This is a genomic window from Rhodoferax antarcticus ANT.BR, from assembly GCF_001938565.1.
Taxonomy (GTDB): domain Bacteria; phylum Pseudomonadota; class Gammaproteobacteria; order Burkholderiales; family Burkholderiaceae_C; genus Rhodoferax; species Rhodoferax antarcticus.
In genome coordinates this window covers 785,069-803,359 of sequence record NZ_MSYM01000013.1, presented here as the reverse complement: position 1 = coordinate 803,359, position 18,291 = coordinate 785,069, and the positions used below count along the sequence as shown (strand labels likewise).

The 18,291-nt window shown below is 60.0% G+C and carries 26 protein-coding genes and 1 CRISPR repeat array; of the genes, 3 read left to right on the top strand and 23 right to left on the bottom strand.

The annotated features are described in order from the left end of the window. Nucleotides 1-16: 16 nt before the first annotated feature. The 8 genes from BLL52_RS12590 to BLL52_RS12555 form a co-directional block, all read right to left on the bottom strand. The gene (locus BLL52_RS12590; protein WP_075586959.1) at nt 17-703 is read right to left on the bottom strand and encodes a DUF1345 domain-containing protein; all 687 of its coding nucleotides are present in this window, start codon (nt 701-703) and stop codon (nt 17-19) included. Further along, nucleotides 700-1,011: a Dabb family protein gene (locus BLL52_RS12585; RefSeq protein WP_075586958.1), complete on the bottom strand. Its 312-nt coding sequence runs from the start codon at nt 1,009-1,011 to the stop codon at nt 700-702. Before BLL52_RS12585 ends, BLL52_RS12590 begins: the two co-directional genes overlap by 4 nt. Beyond that, the gene (locus tag BLL52_RS12580; RefSeq protein ID WP_241839143.1) at nt 903-1,385 is read right to left on the bottom strand and encodes a HepT-like ribonuclease domain-containing protein; all 483 of its coding nucleotides are present in this window, start codon (nt 1,383-1,385) and stop codon (nt 903-905) included. Before BLL52_RS12580 ends, BLL52_RS12585 begins: the two co-directional genes overlap by 109 nt. A gap of 32 nt (nt 1,386-1,417) precedes the next feature. Continuing rightward, nucleotides 1,418-1,708, bottom strand: a complete 291-nt coding sequence (locus BLL52_RS12575; RefSeq protein WP_075586956.1) for a nucleotidyltransferase family protein — start codon at nt 1,706-1,708, stop codon at nt 1,418-1,420. Continuing rightward, nucleotides 1,705-2,205, bottom strand: a complete 501-nt coding sequence (locus tag BLL52_RS21025) for a hypothetical protein (RefSeq protein WP_075586955.1) — start codon at nt 2,203-2,205, stop codon at nt 1,705-1,707. The genes BLL52_RS12575 and BLL52_RS21025 overlap by 4 nt, the downstream gene beginning before the upstream one ends. Before the next feature lie 45 nt (nt 2,206-2,250). Next, nucleotides 2,251-2,904 carry a hypothetical protein gene (locus BLL52_RS12565; protein WP_075586954.1) on the bottom strand — a complete coding sequence of 218 codons (654 nt, stop codon included), beginning with the start codon at nt 2,902-2,904 and terminating at the stop codon, nt 2,251-2,253. A 10-nt stretch (nt 2,905-2,914) separates the two neighbouring features. Next, nucleotides 2,915-3,136 carry a hypothetical protein gene (locus BLL52_RS12560; RefSeq protein WP_139313380.1) on the bottom strand — a complete coding sequence of 74 codons (222 nt, stop codon included), beginning with the start codon at nt 3,134-3,136 and terminating at the stop codon, nt 2,915-2,917. Nucleotides 3,137-3,297: 161 nt separating this feature from the next. Continuing rightward, the gene (locus tag BLL52_RS12555; RefSeq protein WP_075586952.1) at nt 3,298-4,035 is read right to left on the bottom strand and encodes a DNA methyltransferase; all 738 of its coding nucleotides are present in this window, start codon (nt 4,033-4,035) and stop codon (nt 3,298-3,300) included. 302 nt (nt 4,036-4,337) lie between these two features. On the opposite strand from BLL52_RS12555, the gene BLL52_RS12550 reads away from it, so the two are divergent. After that, the gene (locus BLL52_RS12550; RefSeq protein ID WP_075586951.1) at nt 4,338-4,670 is read left to right on the top strand and encodes a DUF6516 family protein; all 333 of its coding nucleotides are present in this window, start codon (nt 4,338-4,340) and stop codon (nt 4,668-4,670) included. Then, nucleotides 4,667-5,041 carry an HVO_A0114 family putative DNA-binding protein gene (locus BLL52_RS12545; RefSeq protein ID WP_075586950.1) on the top strand — a complete coding sequence of 125 codons (375 nt, stop codon included), beginning with the start codon at nt 4,667-4,669 and terminating at the stop codon, nt 5,039-5,041. The genes BLL52_RS12550 and BLL52_RS12545 overlap by 4 nt, the downstream gene beginning before the upstream one ends. A 14-nt stretch (nt 5,042-5,055) precedes the next feature. On the opposite strand, the gene BLL52_RS12540 is transcribed toward BLL52_RS12545, so the two are convergent. The 5 genes from BLL52_RS12540 to cas1 all read right to left on the bottom strand — a co-directional run bounded on the left by BLL52_RS12540 (nt 5,056) and on the right by cas1 (nt 11,410). Further along, the gene (locus BLL52_RS12540) at nt 5,056-6,231 is read right to left on the bottom strand and encodes an acetyl-CoA C-acyltransferase (protein ID WP_075586949.1); all 1,176 of its coding nucleotides are present in this window, start codon (nt 6,229-6,231) and stop codon (nt 5,056-5,058) included. Between the two features lie 60 nt (nt 6,232-6,291). Further along, on the bottom strand, nt 6,292-8,388 hold the full coding sequence (locus BLL52_RS12535) for a 3-hydroxyacyl-CoA dehydrogenase NAD-binding domain-containing protein (RefSeq protein WP_075586948.1): 2,097 nt from the start codon (nt 8,386-8,388) through the stop codon (nt 6,292-6,294). A gap of 119 nt (nt 8,389-8,507) precedes the next feature. Beyond that, nucleotides 8,508-9,241: a CRISPR direct-repeat array (repeat unit 37 nt; unit sequence GTCTTAATCCCTTTGAATTCAGGGCTGGTATTCGTTC). 83 nt (nt 9,242-9,324) lie between these two features. Then, nucleotides 9,325-9,624 (bottom strand): CRISPR-associated endonuclease Cas2, encoded by a 300-nt coding sequence (gene cas2, locus BLL52_RS12530; protein WP_075586947.1) that lies wholly within the window; start codon nt 9,622-9,624, stop codon nt 9,325-9,327. After that, entirely contained in the window at nt 9,621-10,406 is a 786-nt protein-coding gene (locus tag BLL52_RS12525; protein WP_075586946.1) for a CRISPR-associated endonuclease Cas1, read from the bottom strand. The genes cas2 and BLL52_RS12525 overlap by 4 nt, the downstream gene beginning before the upstream one ends. Next, on the bottom strand, nt 10,403-11,410 hold the full coding sequence (gene cas1 / locus BLL52_RS12520) for a CRISPR-associated endonuclease Cas1 (protein WP_075587247.1): 1,008 nt from the start codon (nt 11,408-11,410) through the stop codon (nt 10,403-10,405). Before cas1 ends, BLL52_RS12525 begins: the two co-directional genes overlap by 4 nt. Nucleotides 11,411-11,505: 95 nt before the next feature. On the opposite strand from cas1, the gene BLL52_RS22010 reads away from it, so the two are divergent. After that, nucleotides 11,506-11,619, top strand: a complete 114-nt coding sequence (locus BLL52_RS22010; RefSeq protein WP_139313379.1) for a type II toxin-antitoxin system VapC family toxin — start codon at nt 11,506-11,508, stop codon at nt 11,617-11,619. A gap of 10 nt (nt 11,620-11,629) precedes the next feature. Here the strand turns inward: BLL52_RS22010 and BLL52_RS12515 are convergent, their stop codons facing one another. The 10 genes from BLL52_RS12515 to cmr4 form a co-directional block, all read right to left on the bottom strand. Continuing rightward, on the bottom strand, nt 11,630-11,914 hold the full coding sequence (locus BLL52_RS12515; protein ID WP_075587246.1) for a CRISPR-associated endonuclease Cas2: 285 nt from the start codon (nt 11,912-11,914) through the stop codon (nt 11,630-11,632). 153 nt (nt 11,915-12,067) lie between these two features. Then, complete coding sequence (cas6, locus tag BLL52_RS12510; protein WP_075586945.1) at nt 12,068-13,066, bottom strand: CRISPR system precrRNA processing endoribonuclease RAMP protein Cas6; 999 nt, start codon at nt 13,064-13,066, stop codon at nt 12,068-12,070. Between the two features lie 12 nt (nt 13,067-13,078). Next, nucleotides 13,079-14,269 carry a Card1-like endonuclease domain-containing protein gene (locus tag BLL52_RS12505; RefSeq protein WP_075586944.1) on the bottom strand — a complete coding sequence of 397 codons (1,191 nt, stop codon included), beginning with the start codon at nt 14,267-14,269 and terminating at the stop codon, nt 13,079-13,081. A 6-nt stretch (nt 14,270-14,275) separates the two neighbouring features. Beyond that, nucleotides 14,276-14,584: a CRISPR-associated protein Csx16 gene (gene csx16 / locus BLL52_RS12500; RefSeq protein ID WP_075586943.1), complete on the bottom strand. Its 309-nt coding sequence runs from the start codon at nt 14,582-14,584 to the stop codon at nt 14,276-14,278. Then, nucleotides 14,581-14,985, bottom strand: coding sequence for a hypothetical protein (locus BLL52_RS12495; protein ID WP_075586942.1), 405 nt, complete (start codon nt 14,983-14,985; stop codon nt 14,581-14,583). The genes csx16 and BLL52_RS12495 overlap by 4 nt, the downstream gene beginning before the upstream one ends. Further along, nucleotides 14,982-16,169: a type III-B CRISPR module RAMP protein Cmr6 gene (gene cmr6, locus BLL52_RS12490; RefSeq protein ID WP_075586941.1), complete on the bottom strand. Its 1,188-nt coding sequence runs from the start codon at nt 16,167-16,169 to the stop codon at nt 14,982-14,984. Before cmr6 ends, BLL52_RS12495 begins: the two co-directional genes overlap by 4 nt. Nucleotides 16,170-16,172: 3 nt before the next feature. Then, nucleotides 16,173-16,565: a type III-B CRISPR module-associated protein Cmr5 gene (gene cmr5 / locus BLL52_RS12485; RefSeq protein WP_075586940.1), complete on the bottom strand. Its 393-nt coding sequence runs from the start codon at nt 16,563-16,565 to the stop codon at nt 16,173-16,175. Beyond that, nucleotides 16,549-17,049, bottom strand: coding sequence for a type II toxin-antitoxin system VapC family toxin (locus BLL52_RS12480; RefSeq protein WP_206744493.1), 501 nt, complete (start codon nt 17,047-17,049; stop codon nt 16,549-16,551). The genes cmr5 and BLL52_RS12480 overlap by 17 nt, the downstream gene beginning before the upstream one ends. After that, entirely contained in the window at nt 16,985-17,251 is a 267-nt protein-coding gene (locus tag BLL52_RS20790; RefSeq protein ID WP_075586939.1) for a hypothetical protein, read from the bottom strand. Before BLL52_RS20790 ends, BLL52_RS12480 begins: the two co-directional genes overlap by 65 nt. A 40-nt stretch (nt 17,252-17,291) precedes the next feature. Beyond that, nucleotides 17,292-18,278 (bottom strand): type III-B CRISPR module RAMP protein Cmr4, encoded by a 987-nt coding sequence (gene cmr4 / locus BLL52_RS12470; protein WP_075586938.1) that lies wholly within the window; start codon nt 18,276-18,278, stop codon nt 17,292-17,294. Nucleotides 18,279-18,291 lie beyond the last annotated feature (13 nt).

Sequence of the window (18,291 nt, the reverse complement as noted above, 5' to 3'; positions counted from 1 at the left end):
TCAGAAGTCTCACGCATTACCAAGCGACCGCATTGATCACCAGCACCAGCAGCGTCAGGTTAAACAGCACCGCCAGCGCCCGCTGCGCCATGCCCAGGCGGTGCATGGCCGGGCTGACCAAGGTGGCTGCGGCGGACCGCCCTAGCACACCCATACCCACCGACACATCCAGAAAGTCTGGGTATTTGGGGGTGCGGCCGTCGGCAAACCGCAGCACCGCTGGCCTGCCGTGCACTTGCGCAAAAAAATAGCTCTGCGCATATTGCAGCGCAAACACCGTGTGGGAAAAAGCCCAGGCGGTCAACCAAGTCAGGCCTGCCAGCACCAGGTGCCCGGTGCGTTCCGGCCCAAAATACGCCCGCGCCTGCGACATCTGGGCCACGATGGCGCCCAGGCTCATCAGCACCAGCGCCAACGCCAGCGCCAGCGCCAACTGCCAGCCATCTTGCTGCAGCACCGCCAGTACCCGCGCACTGAAGCGCGGTTTGCCAAAAATCTGCCAGGCGCAAAACAGCAGATACATACCTGCCCCCACGTTCCAGCCAATGATCAGCTTGGGCAGCCAAGGCTGCGTCTGCTGCGCTGGCACGATCCAGCCCACCACCATGCCCAGCAGCAAACAGCCCCAAAACGCCGGGCGTGACAACACCACCCGCAACACATAAGGCACCGTGGTCGGCGGCACGTTTGACGCATCACTCATGGCGCGGGATGGGTGTAATCCATGCACTGGCGCTCGGTGCGGATGGCACCGAGAAAGGGCTTGATCGCCGCATGTTCCGGGTGGCTCTGGTAGGCGTTCAGCGCCTCGGCGTCTTCAAACACTGAATTCAGCACCAGGTCATAAGTGCATTCATGGCCCAACTGGGCCGTGGCCACCTCAAACCGGTGAATACCTGCGGTCAGACCCGCGCAGGATTCGAGCAGCGCTTTGGCGCGGGCCAGATTGGTGGCCTTGTCCGCGCCTTCGGCGTGGTCTTTGAGTTTCCACATAACGATGTGTGTGAGCATTTTGGGGAGTCTCCGATAAAAATTTCTGTGGCCAACAGCGGCCTAAAAACAAATCGCTCAGCAAAGCGTTTGGCGCACCGCTGGTAGATCTCGATCAAACCGGGCAGCGCCGTTTGAACCGTCTGCCAAACCGTGTCAAGATTGATTTCGTAATAACCGTGAGCCATTTGGGTGCGCTCGCCTTTCATACTGCGCCAGGGAATTTGAGGGTGCGAATTGGCGAAAGCCTCATTGTCTTTGAGCACCTTGGTCGCTTCCTCTGCAAGGATGATCAGATTCAAATTGACCGCCTGCTGGGTTCGCTTGTCTTGCTCAAAATCCTCTCTGGCCAAACCTTCCACGTAACTGCACGCCAGTAAAGCAGCCTCCAGCATGTGCTCCAAATAGTCAGCAATGCGACTTGAATTCATACCGGGCGCGCCTCGGACAACGCCTGTGCCCGGAACTTGAGAGGCAAATCGCCCGGCGTCAAAACATCCACCGGCACACCCAGCAAGGTTTTCAGCTCAAACTGCAGACCACCCAGATCAAACAGTGTGGCACCGGGCAGCGGGTCAACCAGCAAATCCAGATCACTGCCTTGAGCATCATCACCGCGCAGCACCGAGCCAAACACACGCGCGTTGGTGGTTTGGTAACGCTTGGCTGCGGCGCCAACGGCGTGAGGTTGCAGGTCCAGTGAGACCGATGGTTTCATGGTTTTTGAGGCTCCAGTTGGCCAGAAATGGTAACTGAATGCGCCAGGTTCATCGCCAGCAGGCGCTTGAGAACCTCGTCGTCCGGCATGGCGGGGCTGTAGTCGGCCCAGCCGTAAGCGTTGGCTACAGCCAGATCAAGCTGCTGATGCGCCATAGTGAGCCAGGCTGGCCGCAGGTTGTAGAGGTTGGTGAGGGTGCGTTTTTGCAGCGCCTTGAAATCAGCCTCGCGGATGCCGGGGCGCGGTTCGATGCGGTCGGGGTAAGGCGATGTGGTCATGCCGAGTGGCACAACTTCCGGCACGCGGTGCGTCCACTCGGGCGGATTGAGCCAAGCTTCGCGTAGGTCGCTGAGGCGTTTGGCGGCGGTGGCGATGCACTCGGCGTGGCGTCTTGTGGTGCTTAGTGCTGCTTTTTTAATAGCTTCAGGCGCTTGATTGACAAGGGCTGCAGGCTGATTTTGTGTTGAAGTGCTGCTGGGTGACTCGCTTGCTTGCATTGTGGGTGGCTCGCCCGGCAGGGGTGGCTCGGACGCCGGGGGCTCCTACGCTTCGCCGTTCGATGGCGCCCCCGACATCCGAGCCACCCCCACCTCGGCTGCACTGGTACACGCGGCGGTTTTTGCTTTTGTTTTTGTAGCTACTTGCGCTTTATCTGTAAGGGCTTGAGGCACATTTTCTATATGAAAGTCGGTCAGCAGCGGGATGATGGCGCCGTTGGGTAGGGTTTCAGTTTGCTGGTGCGCGGTGACCAACGGCGTTAAGCCTAGCGGGAACGGGAAGGTTTGACCACCAGAGCATTGAACTTGCCATGGGGGGTTGGGTAGTGCCAGCCATTGCCGAGCCAAGAGTCCGGGAACATCAAAGTCGCCGTATTTTTTGGTGCCTTCAAAGCTGCCACCAGCGTTCTCAGGCAACGCTTTCGCCTGTGTCATATCCAGTCCCAACACACCCGTCAGGTCGGCGTTGATGTGAGGAACTGGTTGACCGTTGAGCTGGATGGCGAGTCCGCCCGTGCCAAAACACACCAGTGACACCCGCTCGGCAGCACCGTCGTTAATCCATTGCTCGTCAGCCCAAGCGTTAAAGATGTGTGTGGTGGCGCAGAGCGCTGTCAGCACCTCACGATTGGCGCCGGCGCGAATGGCTTGCTTAGCAACCAGCCCCGGCGCTTCCAGCCCGCCGCTCTCAATCGCCAAACGTGCCTTATCAAACCAATAGCAAACCCGAGTCCGCACCGCCAGGGACGCGGCCTGAAAACACGGTATTTAGCGCGTCAAAGTAAGCGTCGCCCAATTCACGACGTTTTTTGCTACCGCCCAAAAATGGCGGGTTGCCAATGACGATATTGGCGCGGGGCCAGGGCGCTTCGGTGACTTGGTTAGATGGTGTGCTTTTGACCGAACCCGCAGAAATGGGGTCAGAGCCCAAGTTTTGCTGCGCAAAATTGGGATCCGACCCCGTTTCTGCTGGCGCCTCGGGTTGGCTAGTCGCTGTGCTGGCAAGGTGATCCGACCCCATTGATTCCTCAACAGCTTGCGACGCACCCCCGCCGCTCAGGGGCGTGGGTGGCGCGGATGTCAGAGCCGATTTCAAAAAGCGAAGCGTATGAGGCTCTGGCGTCTGCGCCGCCCGCGGACCGGGTTCAACGCGGGTTTCCCCGGTTGGCGCTTCTGAAATGGAGTCAGCGGCTGCAGCACCGGGTTGGTCTTGAACTTGTAGCCGTGGGCCATGCGCCACTGCAGCTCGCCAATCCACACCTTCACCCGCGCCAGCTCGGCGGCGTATTCGTTCAGCTCAATGCCCAGCACGTTATGCGGGCCGGTGACCAGATCGGCCTCGCGGTCCAGGCCCAGCGCGGCGGCCTCTAGGTGGCTTTGATGCTCGATGTCTTTCAGCGCCTTGAGCCCGAGGAACAGAAAGTTGCCACTGCCACAGGCCGGGTCAAGGATGCGGTAGTTCTTCAACTCATCAAGCCAACCAACAAACAACTGCTCAGCCTTCTGAAATGCGGCGTCACCAGGGGAAGCTTTGAAGCTGCGCCCGCCGGCGCAATAGGCTGCGCGCCTTCTTTGGGTACTTTTGGCCTGCAGCCCTTGTATAGCCTGCGCTACCAGCTCCCATTTTTGTAGTAACGGGCGGCGCAGAACCGGGTCGATGATGCGGTCAATGGTGGCGGTGTCGGTGTAGTGGGCGCCGAGCTGGCTGCGTTTGGCGGGGTCCAGGCCGCGCTCGAACAGGGTGCCGAAGATGGACACGTCGATGGCAGACCAGTTCAGGTTGGCGGCGTTGCGCAGTTCGGTCACGTCCAGGATGCTCAGGGTGGGCACGTCGACGTTGCTCTTCGTTGAGTGCGTAGGACGGGCCGGGCACACCGCCGGGAGCGCCCCACTGGGTGATGAAGTCTTGCGGGGTCATGGGGTGCGCGGGGGCTTGCGGCACAAGATGGATGTGAGCATTTTTTGGGTAAGTACGGTGATTGGATGATTATTCCGCAACGCGCTGGCTGCATGGTGATGCGCTGCTGGTGGCTCGCCGGGCTCACAGCGGGTGTACGGGGTTTGCCGCACAAGGTCAATAAGATTTCACATTCAGGTGCGCTAGCATTTGGAACACCTGACAAACTTTTGCGATGGCCAAAGCAACCAAAAACATCCTTCTTGAGCAAGAACGCTTCGAACTCAAGTCAAAGTCAGGCGGGGGCTTGCTGTGCTACGAGGTATGGGGGTATCAAGAAAAGGGGCTGACCGTGGTGACACGGTACAACTTGGCCTACATCAACCATGCGATGTTCCAGGGCGACAACGGGCGAGTTCTTGGATTTGACAACGCCCACGACTACCACCATCGGCACTACATGGGCGAGGTGACAGCCGTTGACTTCACCAGTGATGAGGCCACCTCAGAGAGATTCCAGCAGGAGTGGGTGGAAATAATCAAGCTGAACCGAGGAGAAACATCATGAGCAAAGTATCCGTTCGCACAGACGACGTGGCGGGATTTTTCAACCGCGCCAAACATGCTGCACGCAGGGCCGATCAGAGGCAGGCTTTTGAGGGCTCGGTCACGCTTTCCTTTGAAGACCCGCAGCAAATGTTCACCGTTTTGTCTGAATCGCGTCGCCAGCTGATGCTCGAAATCATGGTCGAGCCCAAGACCATCAATGACCTGACCACCCGTTTGAACCGCAACCGTTCATCCATCACAAAAGATGTCGGGTTGCTGGAAAAAATGGGGCTGATCGTGTCGACCCGGCAGTCCAACCCAGGGCATGGAATCCAAAAGATGGTTCAGGCCATCGCGCCAAAAATTGAGATGGTGGCAACTTTGGGTTGAGGGCAACCCGCCCCTCACAACACCTCAAACACCCCGCACGCCCCCATGCCGCCGCCAATGCACATGGTGACCGCCACGCGCTTGGCGCCGCGGCGTTTGCCTTCAATGAGCGCGTGGCCGGTCAGGCGCTGGCCGCTCATGCCGTAGGGGTGGCCCACAGCGATGGCGCCGCCGTTAACGTTGAGACGCGCGGGGTCGATGCCGAGCTTGTCGCGGCAGTAGATCACCTGCACCGCAAAAGCTTCGTTGAGCTCCCACAGGTCGATGTCGCCCACGCTCAGGCCCAGTTTGGCCAGCACTTTGGGGACGGCAAACACTGGGCCGATGCCCATCTCATCAGGCTCGCAACCCGCCGCTGCAAATCCCAGAAAGCGCCCCAGCGGCTGCAGGCCACGGCGCTGGGCCATGGCCTCATGCATTACCACCACGGCACCGGCGCCGTCTGAGAACTGGCTGGCATTGCCCGCGCTGACCAGGCCGCCGGGCAGCGCTGAGCGCAGGTCTTTGATGCCCTCATAAGTGGTGCCGGGGCGGATGCCTTCGTCCTGACTCACGGTCACTTCTTTGGTGATTAGGCCCAGTGCCTTGTCGGCCACACCCATGGTGACAGTGATCGGCGCGATTTCTGCGGTGAACAGACCAGCCGCCAGCGCATCAGTAGCCCGCTGCTGGCTCGCGGCACCGTACTCGTCCATGGCCTCTCTAGAGATGCCGTAGCGCGTGGCCACGGTTTCGGCGGTTTGCAGCATGGTCCAGTACAGCTCGGGCTTGTTTTTGACGAGCCACGCGTCGGTGATCATGTGCAGGTTCATCTCTTGCTGTACGCATGAGATGCTTTCCAGCCCGCCCGCCACATACACATCGCCCTCGCCCGCGACGATGCGTTGCGCCGCCAGCACCATGCTTTGCAGGCCCGACGAGCAAAAGCGGTTGATGGTGATGCCCGGCACGCTCACCGGGCAACCGGCGCGCAGCGCAATCTGGCGCGCGATGTTGTTGCCGGTGGCGCCTTCGGGAAAGGCGCAGCCCATCATCACGTCCTCCACCTCGGCGGCCTCCAGCCCGGCGCGGTGAATGGCATGCTGCACCGCGTGGCCACCCAGCGTGGCGCCATGGGTCATGTTGAAAGCGCCTTTCCAACTCTTGGTGAGCGGCGTGCGGGCGGTGGAGACAATCACGGCTTGGGTCATATTCAATTCCTAAATTAAGAGCTACTCGCGCTTATTGCATAAGGGCTAGAGGCCAATTTCTTATATGGTTTTGCCCTCTAGCACCAGGCGCTGCAAGAGCGCTGCAGGCTGCCAGAAGGCGGCATCGTCAAGCGGGTTTTGGGCAAAACGCTGCATGGCGGCTACCACGTTGAACAGGCCGACCTCGTTGGCATAAGCCATGGGGCCACCGCGATGCACCGGAAAACCGTAACCGTAGATGTAGACGATGTCGATGTCGCTGGACTTGTTGGCAATGCCGTCTTCCAGGATGCGGGCACCCTCGTTGACCAGCGCAAACACCAGGCGCTGCACGATCTCCTCGTCGGTGATTTTGCGCGGCGTTAACCCCAAACTGGCGCGGTGGGCGTCGATCATCTGCGTCACCCAGGCGCTGGGCAGCGCGTCGCGTTTGCCGGGAACATAGTCGTACCAGCCCGCGCCGGTTTTCTGGCCGAAGCGCCCCTGCTCGCACAGCAAATCCGCCGTCTGGCTGAACTTGAAACCGGGTTTTTCGACCGCGCGGCGCTTGCGCACAGCCCAGCCAATGTCGTTACCCGAGAGGTCACTCATGCGAAACGGGCCCATGGCAAAGCCAAAGGTCTCCATGGCGCGGTCCACTTGCGCTGGCGTGCAACCTTCGTCCAGCAGAAAACCGGCCTGGCGCAGGTAGTGCTCGACCATGCGGTTGCCAATGAAGCCGTCGCATACGCCGCTGACCACTGCTGTCTTTTTGATCTTTTTGGCCAGCGCCAGCACGCTGGTCAGCACGTCGGTGGCGGTTTGCGCGCCGCGCACCACTTCCAGCAGTTGCATCACGTTGGCCGGGCTGAAGAAATGCAGGCCCACCACGTCTTGCGGGCGCTGCGTCATGGCGGCGATATGGTTTAGGTCCAGCGTGGAGGTGTTGCTGGCCAGAATGGCGCCGGGTTTCATGACGCGGTCCAACTCGCGGAACACGGCCTCTTTCACGCCCATGTCCTCGAACACAGCTTCGATCACCAGGTCGGCATCGTGCAGGTCGTCGTAGCGCAGCGTGGTGGTTAGCAGCGACAGGCGCTGTTCTAGTTTGTCAGGCTTGAGCTTGCCTTTTTTGACTTGCGACTCGTAGCTTTGACGGATGGTGGCCACGCCGCGCGCCAATGCTTCGGGTTGGGCTTCGAGCAGTTTGACCGGCAGGCCCGCGTTCAAAAAAGCCACGGCCATGCCGCCGCCCATGGTGCCTGCGCCAACCACAGCTACGCTTTTAATAGCTCTCAGCGCAGTATCCGCGGGGACATCCGGCACTTTTGGCGCTGCACGTTCGGCCAGAAACAGGTGCTTGAGCGCGCGGTGTTCAGGCGTCCACATCAGGTTCAAAAAGGTGTCGCGCTCAAAAGCCATACCGTCGGCAAACTTATGGCGCGTGGCGGCCTGCACGGCATCCACACACTTGAGCGGTGCCGGAAAGTGCTTGGCCATGCCCTTGACCCTGTTGCGGGCGAACTGAAAGTAGCCGTCGCCCTGCGGGTGGCTGCACGGCAGTTGGCGCACCAGCGGCAAGGGGCGCGCATTCGCCACTTCGGCAGCGAAGGCCAGCGCCTCGGCCAGCAAGCTCTCAGAAGACTGCACCAGTTTGTCAAATAGCTTTTGCCCCGGCAGTGCGAAGAGTTGCTCACTCTTGACCGGCGTGCCGCCGACGATCATGTTCAGCGCCGGCTCCACACCGATGACGCGCGGCAGGCGCTGCGTGCCGCCAGCGCCGGGCAGCAGCCCGAGCTTGACTTCGGGCAGCGCCACCTGGCAACCCGGCGCGGCGATGCGGTAATGGCAACCCAGCGCCAGCTCCAGCCCGCCACCCATGCACACGCTGTGCACGGCGGCAATCAGCGGCTTGGTGGCAGCTTCCACGGCCAAAATCACGCTCAGCAAGTTAGGCTCCTGAAACGCCTTGGGCGAGCCAAATTCGGTGATATCGGCCCCGCCAGAAAACGCCCTGCCCGCCCCGGAAATAACGATAGCAACCACCGCCTCATCTGCCAGCGCCCGCGCCAGGCCGTTAGTCAACGCCACCCGTGTGGCCAGGCCCAGACCGTTCACCGGCGGGTTGTTCAGCGTGAGCACGGCCACTTGGCCCTGCACGGTGTAGTCAACGGACATGGATGCCTCCAATTTCAAAAAGAACGAACGTGCTTTTATTGTAGAAAGCTGCGGCTGCTACCCGGCTACGGGTTAGCCCTTGGTGGTCACATCGGGGACGTAGGCGCGGTTGAAGACGGGTCTTCATCCCTTTGAATTCAGGGGTGGTATTCGTTCAGGAGCAGCAAGATTCTGCGTTTGTTGGTGCTGTCTTAATCCCTTTGAATTCAGGGCTGGTATTCGTTCCTGCGCCCTATCGTGGTGTATGACTTTGTGATGGTCTTAATCCCTTTGAATTCAGGGCTGGTATTCGTTCGAAACAGCAGTACGAGCTGAACAGTCTTCAGAGGTCTTAATCCCTTTGAATTCAGGGCTGGTATTCGTTCGTACGGCGGAAAACGCACTGATTCAGGCAGGTATGTCTTAATCCCTTTGAATTCAGGGCTGGTATTCGTTCTATCGGACGCGGCGACATTGTCGCTATGTTGGACGTCTTAATCCCTTTGAATTCAGGGCTGGTATTCGTTCCGAGATTCACATCGAAACCTATGAGGGCAAAAAGTCTTAATCCCTTTGAATTCAGGGCTGGTATTCGTTCGGCGCGGGTGAGCATCAAGAGGCGACTTCGGGTCTTAATCCCTTTGAATTCAGGGCTGGTATTCGTTCGTTGGATAAAAAGAACGATGAACTCGAAACTGCCGTCTTAATCCCTTTGAATTCAGGGCTGGTATTCGTTCGCGATACGCAAAGAACGCGCAGCAGCAGCGCAGTCTTAATCCCTTTGAATTCAGGGCTGGTATTCGTTCCTGTACCTGATGAACTCAAAACGAAATCTATGTCTTAATCCCTTTGAATTCAGGGCTGGTATTCGTTCCGCATTGTCGGAAAAACGCAAGTGTATCAAGCACTTCCGTTGCTACTTGCCGGTTTTCCGACATGGTGTGATGGCCAGTGATTTCATCGCAGCAAAAAGTCATTGCCCGGCAGGGTGTCCGCGGGCAGGATGCTCTTGCCCAGCGTCGCCTGCCACAGGGTGTCGGGCAGGCAGTAGGCCCGCACGTCGTCAGCTTGTGGGTGGATGATGCTGTCGATCTGCACCATCATTGCCGCCATTCTGATTGCGGATGCTTCCACCAGAAATACTGAATATTGCACGGGCACTCCGTTTTTTTTCAGGTACTTAAACAAACGGCTTAGCCGGCGTGGGTCGGCAATGTCGTAGGTGACCAGCCATTGCGCGGTGGCGTGTTGGCTCATTGGTGCATGGCTTTCAGGGCTGTGCGGTGCAGGCAGGCCAGGTGCACGGTGAGCGCGCTGGCGTTGCGTGCGGTCCAGCGTTCAAACAAGGCTGTTACGGCGGCGGCCCCTGCGGCGTTGTCGGCCAGCGCGCCGGTGGCCAGGTTCATCTCGGCCCAGAGGAGTTCGCACAGGTCTTCGTCCAGGTCGATGTTTTCAATGCGCGGCCCCCACAGTTGTGGGGTCAGACCATAGCTGGCCAGCTGTGATGCCACATAGGCCAGGCAAAGGCTGCGCAAGGTGGTTGGCAGGTGTACTGCAAAGGTTTGGTTGTAAACCCATTCGCGTTTGGTGCTTTCCCATTGCTGCGGGCTGACGCTGTCAAGCTGGCTTTCACGCCAGCGCACCAAGATGTCCATGCGGCACCTTTTGAGCCAGTTTTGATAGCGCTCCGGCCCGTCTTCACGCTCGCTCCACAGCTCCAGCACGGTGGCCAGGCTGGCGGTGCTGCGGGTTTGCGGGTAGATGCTGCCCACGGCCTGGCCGCGTGAATCTAGCCAGGTGATGCCAATGCCGGCGCGCATACACAGGGCTAGTGCCGGGCCGCTCCAGTCCACCACGTCGGCACTGCTGACAACCCGCGCCACGCGTGCCACGGGGTAGCGCAGGGTTTGGGCGCTGGCGTTGGTCACCACCAGAGCCTCGGCGGTGCAGCTGACACGCTTGTGTTCGCGGCTGCCCAAATACAGGCAACGCGCGCCGGGGCCGGGTTTGATGGCGCGGGTAGATACGGCAGTTTTCATGTGGCCTCTTCGTCTTGTTCGGCGTCACCGAGCCAGAGTTCGCCCACTTGGCGCAAATTGCGGGCCAGCGCCTGGGTTTGGCCACGCAGCCAACGCCGCCAGGGGGCTGAGCTTTTCTCGAACTCGGCGTAATAGATGGCGCGCCCGGCTTTGCCCAACAGACAGGCACCTTTGTCCTGGCTGAAGTGCTCTTCGCGCAGGGTGCGGCTGCGCAGCAGCTCCCACACCCACAGGTCAATGGCGGGGCGCAGGGGTTCGATGAGGTCGCTGGCCAGGCTTTCGCGGCCGAAGGCGGGGCGGTGGTAAAAGCCCAGTAGCGGGTCGAGCCCAGCTGTCACGCAGGCTTGCACGGCGAGCACATGAGCCATGCTGTAGCTCAGTGACAAGCAGACGTTGACCGGGTCGCGCGGTGGGCGGCGGTTGCGCCCGGTGAAGTTGAGCGCCGGGGCAAATACGCTGCTCAGACCGGCAAAATAGGCGCGGGCGGCGGCCCCTTCATAGCCGCGCAGGCTGGCCAGCGTGGGCGGGGCCGCTGGGCCGATGTCCGTTGCGGTGCCAAGCTGGGCGCGAATAGTGTTAACCGTGTGCAGCGCATCAAACAAGGGTTTGCGGGCGTCAGGCCGGGCAGTTTGCAGGGTTTTCAAGGTGCGCTGCTGGCGCTGCAATTTGGCGCGCACAAGGGCGTGCGCCCATTGGCAACAGGCCTTGTCGTCTAGTACATGCTGCGATTGAGCCAGGCGCACGGCCGCATCGTTGTGCTGCGGGCCTAGCACAAGTGCCACCCGACGCACGCCACGCGGGCTCATCAGCACGGTGGTGGCACCGGCCTGGGCCAGTTTGATCAGCACGCCGCTGTCAAGCCGGGTTTGCGCGCCGTGGATAACGCAGCGGTCAATCAGCTTGATGGGTACGGTGCCACGGCGCACGCCGGCCTCGTACAGGGCCAGGGTTTCGCCCTCGGATTTGATGTCGAGTTGGGCGCGGTCAAGTAGGAGTAGTGCCATGGCGCTGAGTTTGTCGCGAACTTGCGGTTTTGATGGGTGCGGCAAGCTTGCGGCGCTGGCGCACGATGGACCAAACCCATATCTGATGAAGTCTGATGACGGCCAGGTCAGCAGTGCAGCATGGGCTGCGGTTGATTACCTACAACCGCAAAGACTTTGATGATGTGCCGGGCCTTGATGTGCAGGTGCTACTGCCACCGGCGCACTGATGCCAGCAGGTCAGCCGACATAAAAGTAGTCCGGGTCAACCGGTTTGAGGGCTTTGCCCAGGGTGTGAACCTTGTTGCGCGGGTCCAGCCGCAGCAGCATGAAGCGGTCTGTGGCCAGGTCGATCAGCACGGCCATGTCATCAAGCAGATTGCCGCGCTCGGCCGGGGTTAAAAATATCTCATGCACTGATTTCTGGCCGCCGGTGGCGTAGGCGCGGGTGAGCTTGAGGGCGGCGATCAGGCGGCGCGGTTCGCTGATGTCGTAGCAGGCCAGGTACAGGTCACGGTGGGGCATGGCGGCATTGTTGGGCCGTCGCATTGGTTTGGCGGGTGCGGCAAGCTTGCCGCTGGTGAGAGATATGGGCGTTTGAGGGTGCTGGCTGGCTGAGGTGGGCAAAGGCCGAAATTTATATGAAATTGGCCTCTAACCCAGGTGCAACGTGCGCAACTAGCTATTTAATGTGTAGCAACCTTGCCCCATGGTGGCGTTTTTGCCGACGTGCAGCCATTGGCCCAGCCATAGCCAGGGTTCGATTTGGGCAAGGGCTTCGGCGCTGCCGTGCAGCGTCCAGGTGCCCAGCACGCCACCCAGCGTCATTTCCTGCTGCTGGCGTGATGAATAACGGGTCCAGTCAAACCAGTGCAGGTCTTGCGTGTCGCTCAAGGTCTCGCTCAGGTGGGTGATGGCGCGGGCGGCCTCACCCCAGCCGCTTTGGCCAGTATGAAATTCCATCAGCAGGGCGGTTCGCCGGGCAATGGCGGCCACCAGCGCGCGCGGTGTGAGCTGGCCTACGCCCAGCGGTTTGCCTTGGTGCTGCAGGCGTAGCGGGGTTTGGATGTTAAGTGCAATTTTTACATCATTTTGGCCTGTAGCCCCCGTGGATACTGCGCTGGTAGCTATTGATTTTGAATTTAAATGGTTTAGCGATGCGGCGTGCGCGGCCAGCGTGGGCTGGCTGGCGGTCCAGATGGTTTGGGCAGAGTCGGCCTCAGTAGCCAGCCAGTCCACCTGCACCAGATCAGCGGGCACGCGCTGGCGCGTCAGGCCCTGGGCCAGCATGCGTTGCAGGGCAAAGACGACGAGCGCCAGTTGGTCAATGGCGTGGCCGACCAGCACCAGGTTGAAGACCAGCGGCTCACCTGCGGCCAGCAGCCGCGCACCCGGTGTGGGTGGCTCGATGATGTAGGGCTTGGGAATCTGGCTGAAGTCTTGCAGCGTGTGCTGGCCTTTGGGCGGCGGCGGGGCTTCAAAAATGCGGCTGTAGGGGCAGGTCTGAATCAAGGGGCAGCCGGGACAGGCCGGTGCGCGGGTCATGCAGGCGACGCTTCTGAGGGCTGCACCAAACTGCCCGCGCAACAGCGAGCCTGCAAAGTCAGGCAGTTGCAGCGGCTGCTGCACGATGGCCGTGAAGCGGTAGCGGGCAATGGGCAGGGGGCGGGTGAACATGGGCGGGGGTTTTTAGTCGCGTTTGGCCAGCCACAGGCGGCTGATGGCACCTTTGAGGTCTTTGAGCTGGGCGCCTGAGACGATGGCAATGCCGGCCTCAGCAGCGCGCTGGCGGTCGGCCTCACTCTGGCTAAGCTGGCCACGGTAGTCCACCACCATGCCACGGGTGCGCAGGCCGCCAAGCTTCAAGAGCGATTCCATTTTGTAAAGCGCTTCAGTGGCTTTACTGTCGTCGCCCTTGCCGCCTTGGGCCAGGTTGGCGGTTTTGCATTCGATCAGGTGCAGGGTGTTGCGGTACAAAAAGGCCACATCAATCTCGTTTTTATCGCGGTTTTTGGCGGCTGCGCGAGGGTCAGCACCGCCAAAGGCCACGCGCACGCCCATCGCCACGTCAGTGAGTGATTCGTGTTGGGTGCGCAGTGACTGCAGGGCCTCATACACATGCGCTTCGAGCCAACCGCCGTTGACAAAAAACCGCGCATCCTCGTTTTTAAAGCTGATGGCCGGGCCATTCAAACGCAGCAGGTCGGCATCGGCAAACAGCGCAAAGATGTCCATGAGCGAGCGTGAGTCGTACTGCGCGGGGGTCAGGTCAACCCGCAGACCAGGTGCATCGCGCGCCATGCGTGCTATGGCGTTGATAGTGCCAAGCGCCTGGCCAGCACTGGCTACATGGTCAATCAGCCTGGCAGTCAGGTCGCGCAGCTCACGCGTGATTTGCGGCTGCTCTTGGGTGGTGACGCTGTAGCCGTGGGCGCGCAGCATTTCATGCACCTTGAGTTTGGCGCGCAGGGGCTGGCTTTTGGCTTGCTCGCCAATCACCAGCACCTCGTCGCTTTCCACATTGACATAAAACACCGGTTTGCCAGCCGAGCGAAACACTTCTTGGGCCGCCACGGCCATGAGCTTGGTGCCGCCGGTGACGTTCAAGGCGATGTTGTCGTCGGCATGGTCAGCCAGGTAACTCAAAAAAGTGTCGGACAGCGCGGCGTAGTCGTAGGCGTTGGGCAGCTCCAGCGTTTCAACCACCAGGCCCGGGCACTTGGTCTGGATGACCGAGCGCAGCCCTTGCGCCGCAGTTTTCATCTGCGCACTGCAAGCCAGCACGACTTTTTTGGGCCGCCAGACATCGTCGAGCACCGGCAGCAGGTTGGGGGTGGCTTGGGCGGAGACCAGGCAGAGGTGGGTGGTGTAGGGGGACATTGTTGATTACCTGTTGGTCGCAGTGAGGGCGGGCTTAATCTCGAACGGTTCAATCTTGGCCCCCAGCCGCTCCAGATCATCGGCATTGAGTTCGACACCCCGCAGTTCAAAAGGTAGTGCCAGGCTCAGGTGCCAGTAGGCGGCATCACGGGCGCAAACCTGCGCGGCTAGGTCGACCGGCAGGCTACCAATGACGATGTCGCCACCTTGAATCAAAACCAAGTCAAGGTGCGGCTCAAACCGGTCAATCAACAGGTTTTGCCGGTTGCCCCAGTCGATGGCACCGGGGTGACGGGAGATAAACCAGGTGGTCATGGGGCAATGCTAGTACCGGTGGTTTTGAATGCGGGGCTTCCAGCGTTACCGGCATCGTTATGCTGGGCAACCATTGCCAGCCAATGCGCCATGGGCGCAAATTGCGGTCCATCTACAGTCCACTGAATCCAGCCACCGATCTCGTTGGCGAGCTGTTTGCAGCGCCGCACCAGCCGGGGGTTCATAGGTGGGTAGCCGGTGCTGGTGTCACCAAGCGCGATGACGCGCCAGATACTGTATTCGTTGTCATGAATCCAGCCAGCGCAAAAACAGTCTTCGCTGATCTCGCTCATGCGATCAAACAGGTCGTGCTGGGCATCGGTGAGGTGCGGGTACGGCTCGAAAGACGCAGAGTCTGGTTCTGGTATCAAAGCATCTGCTCCCGGCTTGACGTCACTCATGACGGAGTCAGCCGCTTGAGCGCCAAGGCGTTGCCCAGCGGTTCGACATCAACTGACACGCCTTTGAGTTCCTTGTTTTTCTTCAGCTTGGCGGCGCGTTCTTCGCCAAGTGCCGAGCGCAGTTCGTTGGCCAGTGGGTTCTTCAGCGGTGTAGTGGACCTGCCCTCGAAACTGGCCACGATCTCGCCAGTGCTGGGGTTCAATGTGAGCTTGGCTGCGGGCCAGGTCTGCAGGTTTGTCGAACTTGCCCCGGTATGCACGGCGGACTGGCCAGAGCCTGATGTGGTGACCACCGGGGGCGCTGCCTTGGCTGCAGCCATCGCACCATATCCCACCGAGGTTTTGGCACCGAAACCCACCCACTCAAACGCGTGGGCAAACGCTTGGTCGAGCAGGCGGCGCCACTGGGTTTGCAGCGCCTCGGGCAATCGCTGCGGTTGGCACACCACCGAGAAATCAAAGTCTGATTTGGCGGGCACGGCCAGAAAGCTCACGGGCACGGGGGCACCGGAGTCGTGCGGTGTTTGATTGCCCCGGTAGTACTCGCCAAAGTGCGGGGTCATGATTTCGACCACCAGCTTGCCGCCCGCAGGACTGGGAAACACGTCCCAGAAGTCGAGAGCACCACGCTGTGCGTCTTCGGGTTTGTCAATTTTTTCTGGGCCAAACAGTGTGTTGATGGTTTCATCGGTGAAGCCATAAACACCGTCTTTACTTAACTCCTGCATGGCCCGGCGCAAGATGCCTTTGACCCCGCTGCCGGCCAGATAAGGCAGGCCGTAAGGTGTGAGGAAGGCAAAGCCGTTCTCAATCGGGTGCTCGTTGCCCAGGCCGGTGGCAAAGGGCGCGGTGCTTTTGGTGCTGATGTGATAACCGTTGGTGCCGTAGTGTTTGATGAGGGCTTGCTGGCGGGTGCGGATGGCTGTGATTTGGGCTTTTGCGGAATCCCCCAGAGGACAAACATTGCCCAGTGCCCGCCTCTTTCGCGCTTCAAACTCCCTCCGAATTCGTTCACGCTCAGGTTTTTCAAAATGCTTGATGTCTGGCAATCTGGCATCTTTGTATGGCGTAAAGCGGCCAGCTTCCCAATGCGTGAAGTAAAGGTGAAATTTGTGACCCGGCGCGGCATCGGCAAATAGCGCGGGAATGTGATCAGGTAGGGCAGCGATGAGATCGGGGATCATGGACTAGTCCTTCGATTTGACGGCATCTACAAATTGCCGTAACCACTTGAGCAACTCAAGTGCCTCGTCGGTAAAGCGCAGGTAGTCGCGTGATTCGCATTTCTGTAGCATGGTCATAAATGTTGCGAAGTCACGCGGTGCTGGCTGTGGGGCCAAGCGTTGGATCATGCCGGTCATCAAATCTGCCAGCAACGCAGATTCCGCAACTTCTTCGTGGGCTTTGGATTTACTGTTGTAGAAAGCCAGCGTTGGCATCAGCCCGCTGTTCATGATGAGTGCCGGTGCACCTTTGGCTAAATTCCTATATTTGTCAGACAAGTCGCCTTGCAGCTTTCGACTATTGGTGGCGTAGCCCCAAGCCAGCCCGGCGCGTTGTTGGTCAAGTGTTTGTGCCATGAGGCTCCCCTATGTTGATAACTTCGATTCGGCCTTCTGCAGCCCGGATGAGCTTGCTGTCGTTCGTCCAGAACTGATCGCAGCCCGCGTGGATGGCCGCAGCGAGGTGCAGGGCATCGGGGGTTTTGATGCTGTGGCTGACTCTCAAATGGGTCGCCAACTCAAAAACCGATTTATCCATGGAGACTGTTTGGCTTGAAAAAGCTGCAAAGTAGCGCTCAAAGCTGGCCAGCGTCGCCTGGTCTTGTTCGCGCAGGGGTTTCACCCGCACGTCCATCAGCAGCAGCTCGCTGATGACGCAATGCACCATTGGCTTTCCGTGTGCATCGGTCATCCGGTTGCGAATGCCCGGATAGTGCGGTGCAGCTTTTTCCACGAAGTAGATCGTGGCGTTGGCATCAAGATAGACGCGCTGCATGTCAATCGCGCCAGCCGTCATGCTCTTCGCGAATCTGACGGTCGATTTCCTCAGTGCTGCGTCCACTCGCTGGCTGAGCGTCATGCCAAGCAAGGTACTCCGCGATGTTGGCAAACTCCGGGTGCTGAGGCTGGCTGGGTGGTTGATGCCGTTCGGTATCGGGAAACAGCACAATGATCTTGGCTGCACCCACCGGCGCATCGGCGGGCAGTTCAACACTGATGCGATGAGCAGGTGAAACGTATTGTTCAAATTGGTAGGCTTGCATGGCTGGACTCCAGTGAGTGATGGGGGCTAGACAAGGCGATTCAGCTTGAGGTGGCGATTTGTACCAGCACCAGCCCGCGCCCGGTGCTGGCATCGCCACCAATTTGCAGGAGTTTGCCGCCAATGCCAGGCAGTGCATCGCCCTGACCCGCAAAAACCTTGGCTAGCACCTCGGGGGCGCTTAGCAGCGCGGCAGAGTCGATGGTGCGGCTGTGCTTTTTGAAGCGCTCGATGCTGGCCTGCGCCAGGCCAACCATCAAGGTTTCGGGCGGCAGGTTTTCCACATAAAACAGGCCACTAACGGCGGCGGTGCCAGAGTCGTCGTCGATCCGAACGTGCGGCTCCACCACCATGGCGTGGCGGGCGAAGTGAGCAAAGTCGGTGTCATGCAGCAGCACCAGGTCGGTTTTGAATTTTTCGGCAAAAAAGGCGCTTGCGCTTGTTGGTAGTGCGTTGGTAGCTATCCATTTTGAAGCATTTTGCAGATTTGCATCCGGGCTGGCGCTGAACTCGAAGGCCTCCAGCACCAATTGGTCGGCAGCGGCGTTGGCAGTCGTGCCGGGGCGTTGGGTGAGCAGACCAGTGCCACAGACCAGGGCTTTGTTCTCGGTCACTGCGGGCACCGTCCAGTCGCAGGCCAAACCGGCTTGCAGCGCCAGCCGTTTCAGACGCGCCAGCGCCAGCGGGCTCGTCACATAGGCAAAACCGCCCTTGAGCGAGCGCACCGGCAGGGCGACCAATTGCGCGTCGCTCAGACTCAAGGCACCGGCAAAGTCTGAGGCACCGGTGTCGGGGCCAAAAATGCGGTTGATCAGGCTGTTGGCTTTGCGGTCATCACCTTCGGAGCGCGGCCAGGCACGGTTGAAGTGGTGGCGCAGTGCGCCTTTGAGGCCGCTGCCGGCAAACATCGGGTGCTGGGTATGGACCTCGCGCTGGATCGGGCTATCGATGGCACCAATGGCGCTGCCTGCGCCCATGTGGACGGGGCTGACGGCATAGTAAAAAACCAGTTGAGATGCTTCAAACATGGGGGTTCCTCAA

Bases quoted from the DNA above. Each gene is read 5' to 3' on its own strand.
- BLL52_RS12580 (WP_241839143.1), bottom strand. From the start codon at position 1,385: ATGCTGGAGGCTGCTTTACTGGCGTGCAGTTACGTGGAAGGTTTGGCC.
- BLL52_RS12550 (WP_075586951.1), top strand. From the start codon at position 4,338: ATGGCCAAAGCAACCAAAAACATCCTTCTTGAGCAAGAACGCTTCGAA.
- cas6 (WP_075586945.1), bottom strand. From the start codon at position 13,066: ATGTTCACCCGCCCCCTGCCCATTGCCCGCTACCGCTTCACGGCCATC.
- cas1 (WP_075587247.1), bottom strand. From the start codon at position 11,410: ATGGCACTACTCCTACTTGACCGCGCCCAACTCGACATCAAATCCGAG.
- BLL52_RS12535 (WP_075586948.1), bottom strand. From the start codon at position 8,388: ATGTCCGTTGACTACACCGTGCAGGGCCAAGTGGCCGTGCTCACGCTG.
- BLL52_RS21025 (WP_075586955.1), bottom strand. From the start codon at position 2,205: ATGCAAGCAAGCGAGTCACCCAGCAGCACTTCAACACAAAATCAGCCT.
- BLL52_RS12575 (WP_075586956.1), bottom strand. From the start codon at position 1,708: ATGAAACCATCGGTCTCACTGGACCTGCAACCTCACGCCGTTGGCGCC.
- BLL52_RS12585 (WP_075586958.1), bottom strand. From the start codon at position 1,011: ATGCTCACACACATCGTTATGTGGAAACTCAAAGACCACGCCGAAGGC.
- cmr6 (WP_075586941.1), bottom strand. From the start codon at position 16,169: ATGATCCCCGATCTCATCGCTGCCCTACCTGATCACATTCCCGCGCTA.
- BLL52_RS12505 (WP_075586944.1), bottom strand. From the start codon at position 14,269: ATGTCCCCCTACACCACCCACCTCTGCCTGGTCTCCGCCCAAGCCACC.
- BLL52_RS12590 (WP_075586959.1), bottom strand. From the start codon at position 703: ATGAGTGATGCGTCAAACGTGCCGCCGACCACGGTGCCTTATGTGTTG.
- BLL52_RS12545 (WP_075586950.1), top strand. From the start codon at position 4,667: ATGAGCAAAGTATCCGTTCGCACAGACGACGTGGCGGGATTTTTCAAC.
- cas2 (WP_075586947.1), bottom strand. From the start codon at position 9,624: ATGAGCCAACACGCCACCGCGCAATGGCTGGTCACCTACGACATTGCC.
- cmr5 (WP_075586940.1), bottom strand. From the start codon at position 16,565: ATGGCACAAACACTTGACCAACAACGCGCCGGGCTGGCTTGGGGCTAC.
- BLL52_RS12495 (WP_075586942.1), bottom strand. From the start codon at position 14,985: ATGAGTGACGTCAAGCCGGGAGCAGATGCTTTGATACCAGAACCAGAC.
- BLL52_RS20790 (WP_075586939.1), bottom strand. From the start codon at position 17,251: ATGCAAGCCTACCAATTTGAACAATACGTTTCACCTGCTCATCGCATC.
- BLL52_RS12540 (WP_075586949.1), bottom strand. From the start codon at position 6,231: ATGACCCAAGCCGTGATTGTCTCCACCGCCCGCACGCCGCTCACCAAG.
- csx16 (WP_075586943.1), bottom strand. From the start codon at position 14,584: ATGACCACCTGGTTTATCTCCCGTCACCCCGGTGCCATCGACTGGGGC.
- BLL52_RS12515 (WP_075587246.1), bottom strand. From the start codon at position 11,914: ATGCCCCACCGTGACCTGTACCTGGCCTGCTACGACATCAGCGAACCG.
- BLL52_RS12525 (WP_075586946.1), bottom strand. From the start codon at position 10,406: ATGAAAACTGCCGTATCTACCCGCGCCATCAAACCCGGCCCCGGCGCG.
- BLL52_RS22010 (WP_139313379.1), top strand. From the start codon at position 11,506: ATGACGGCCAGGTCAGCAGTGCAGCATGGGCTGCGGTTGATTACCTAC.
- cmr4 (WP_075586938.1), bottom strand. From the start codon at position 18,278: ATGTTTGAAGCATCTCAACTGGTTTTTTACTATGCCGTCAGCCCCGTC.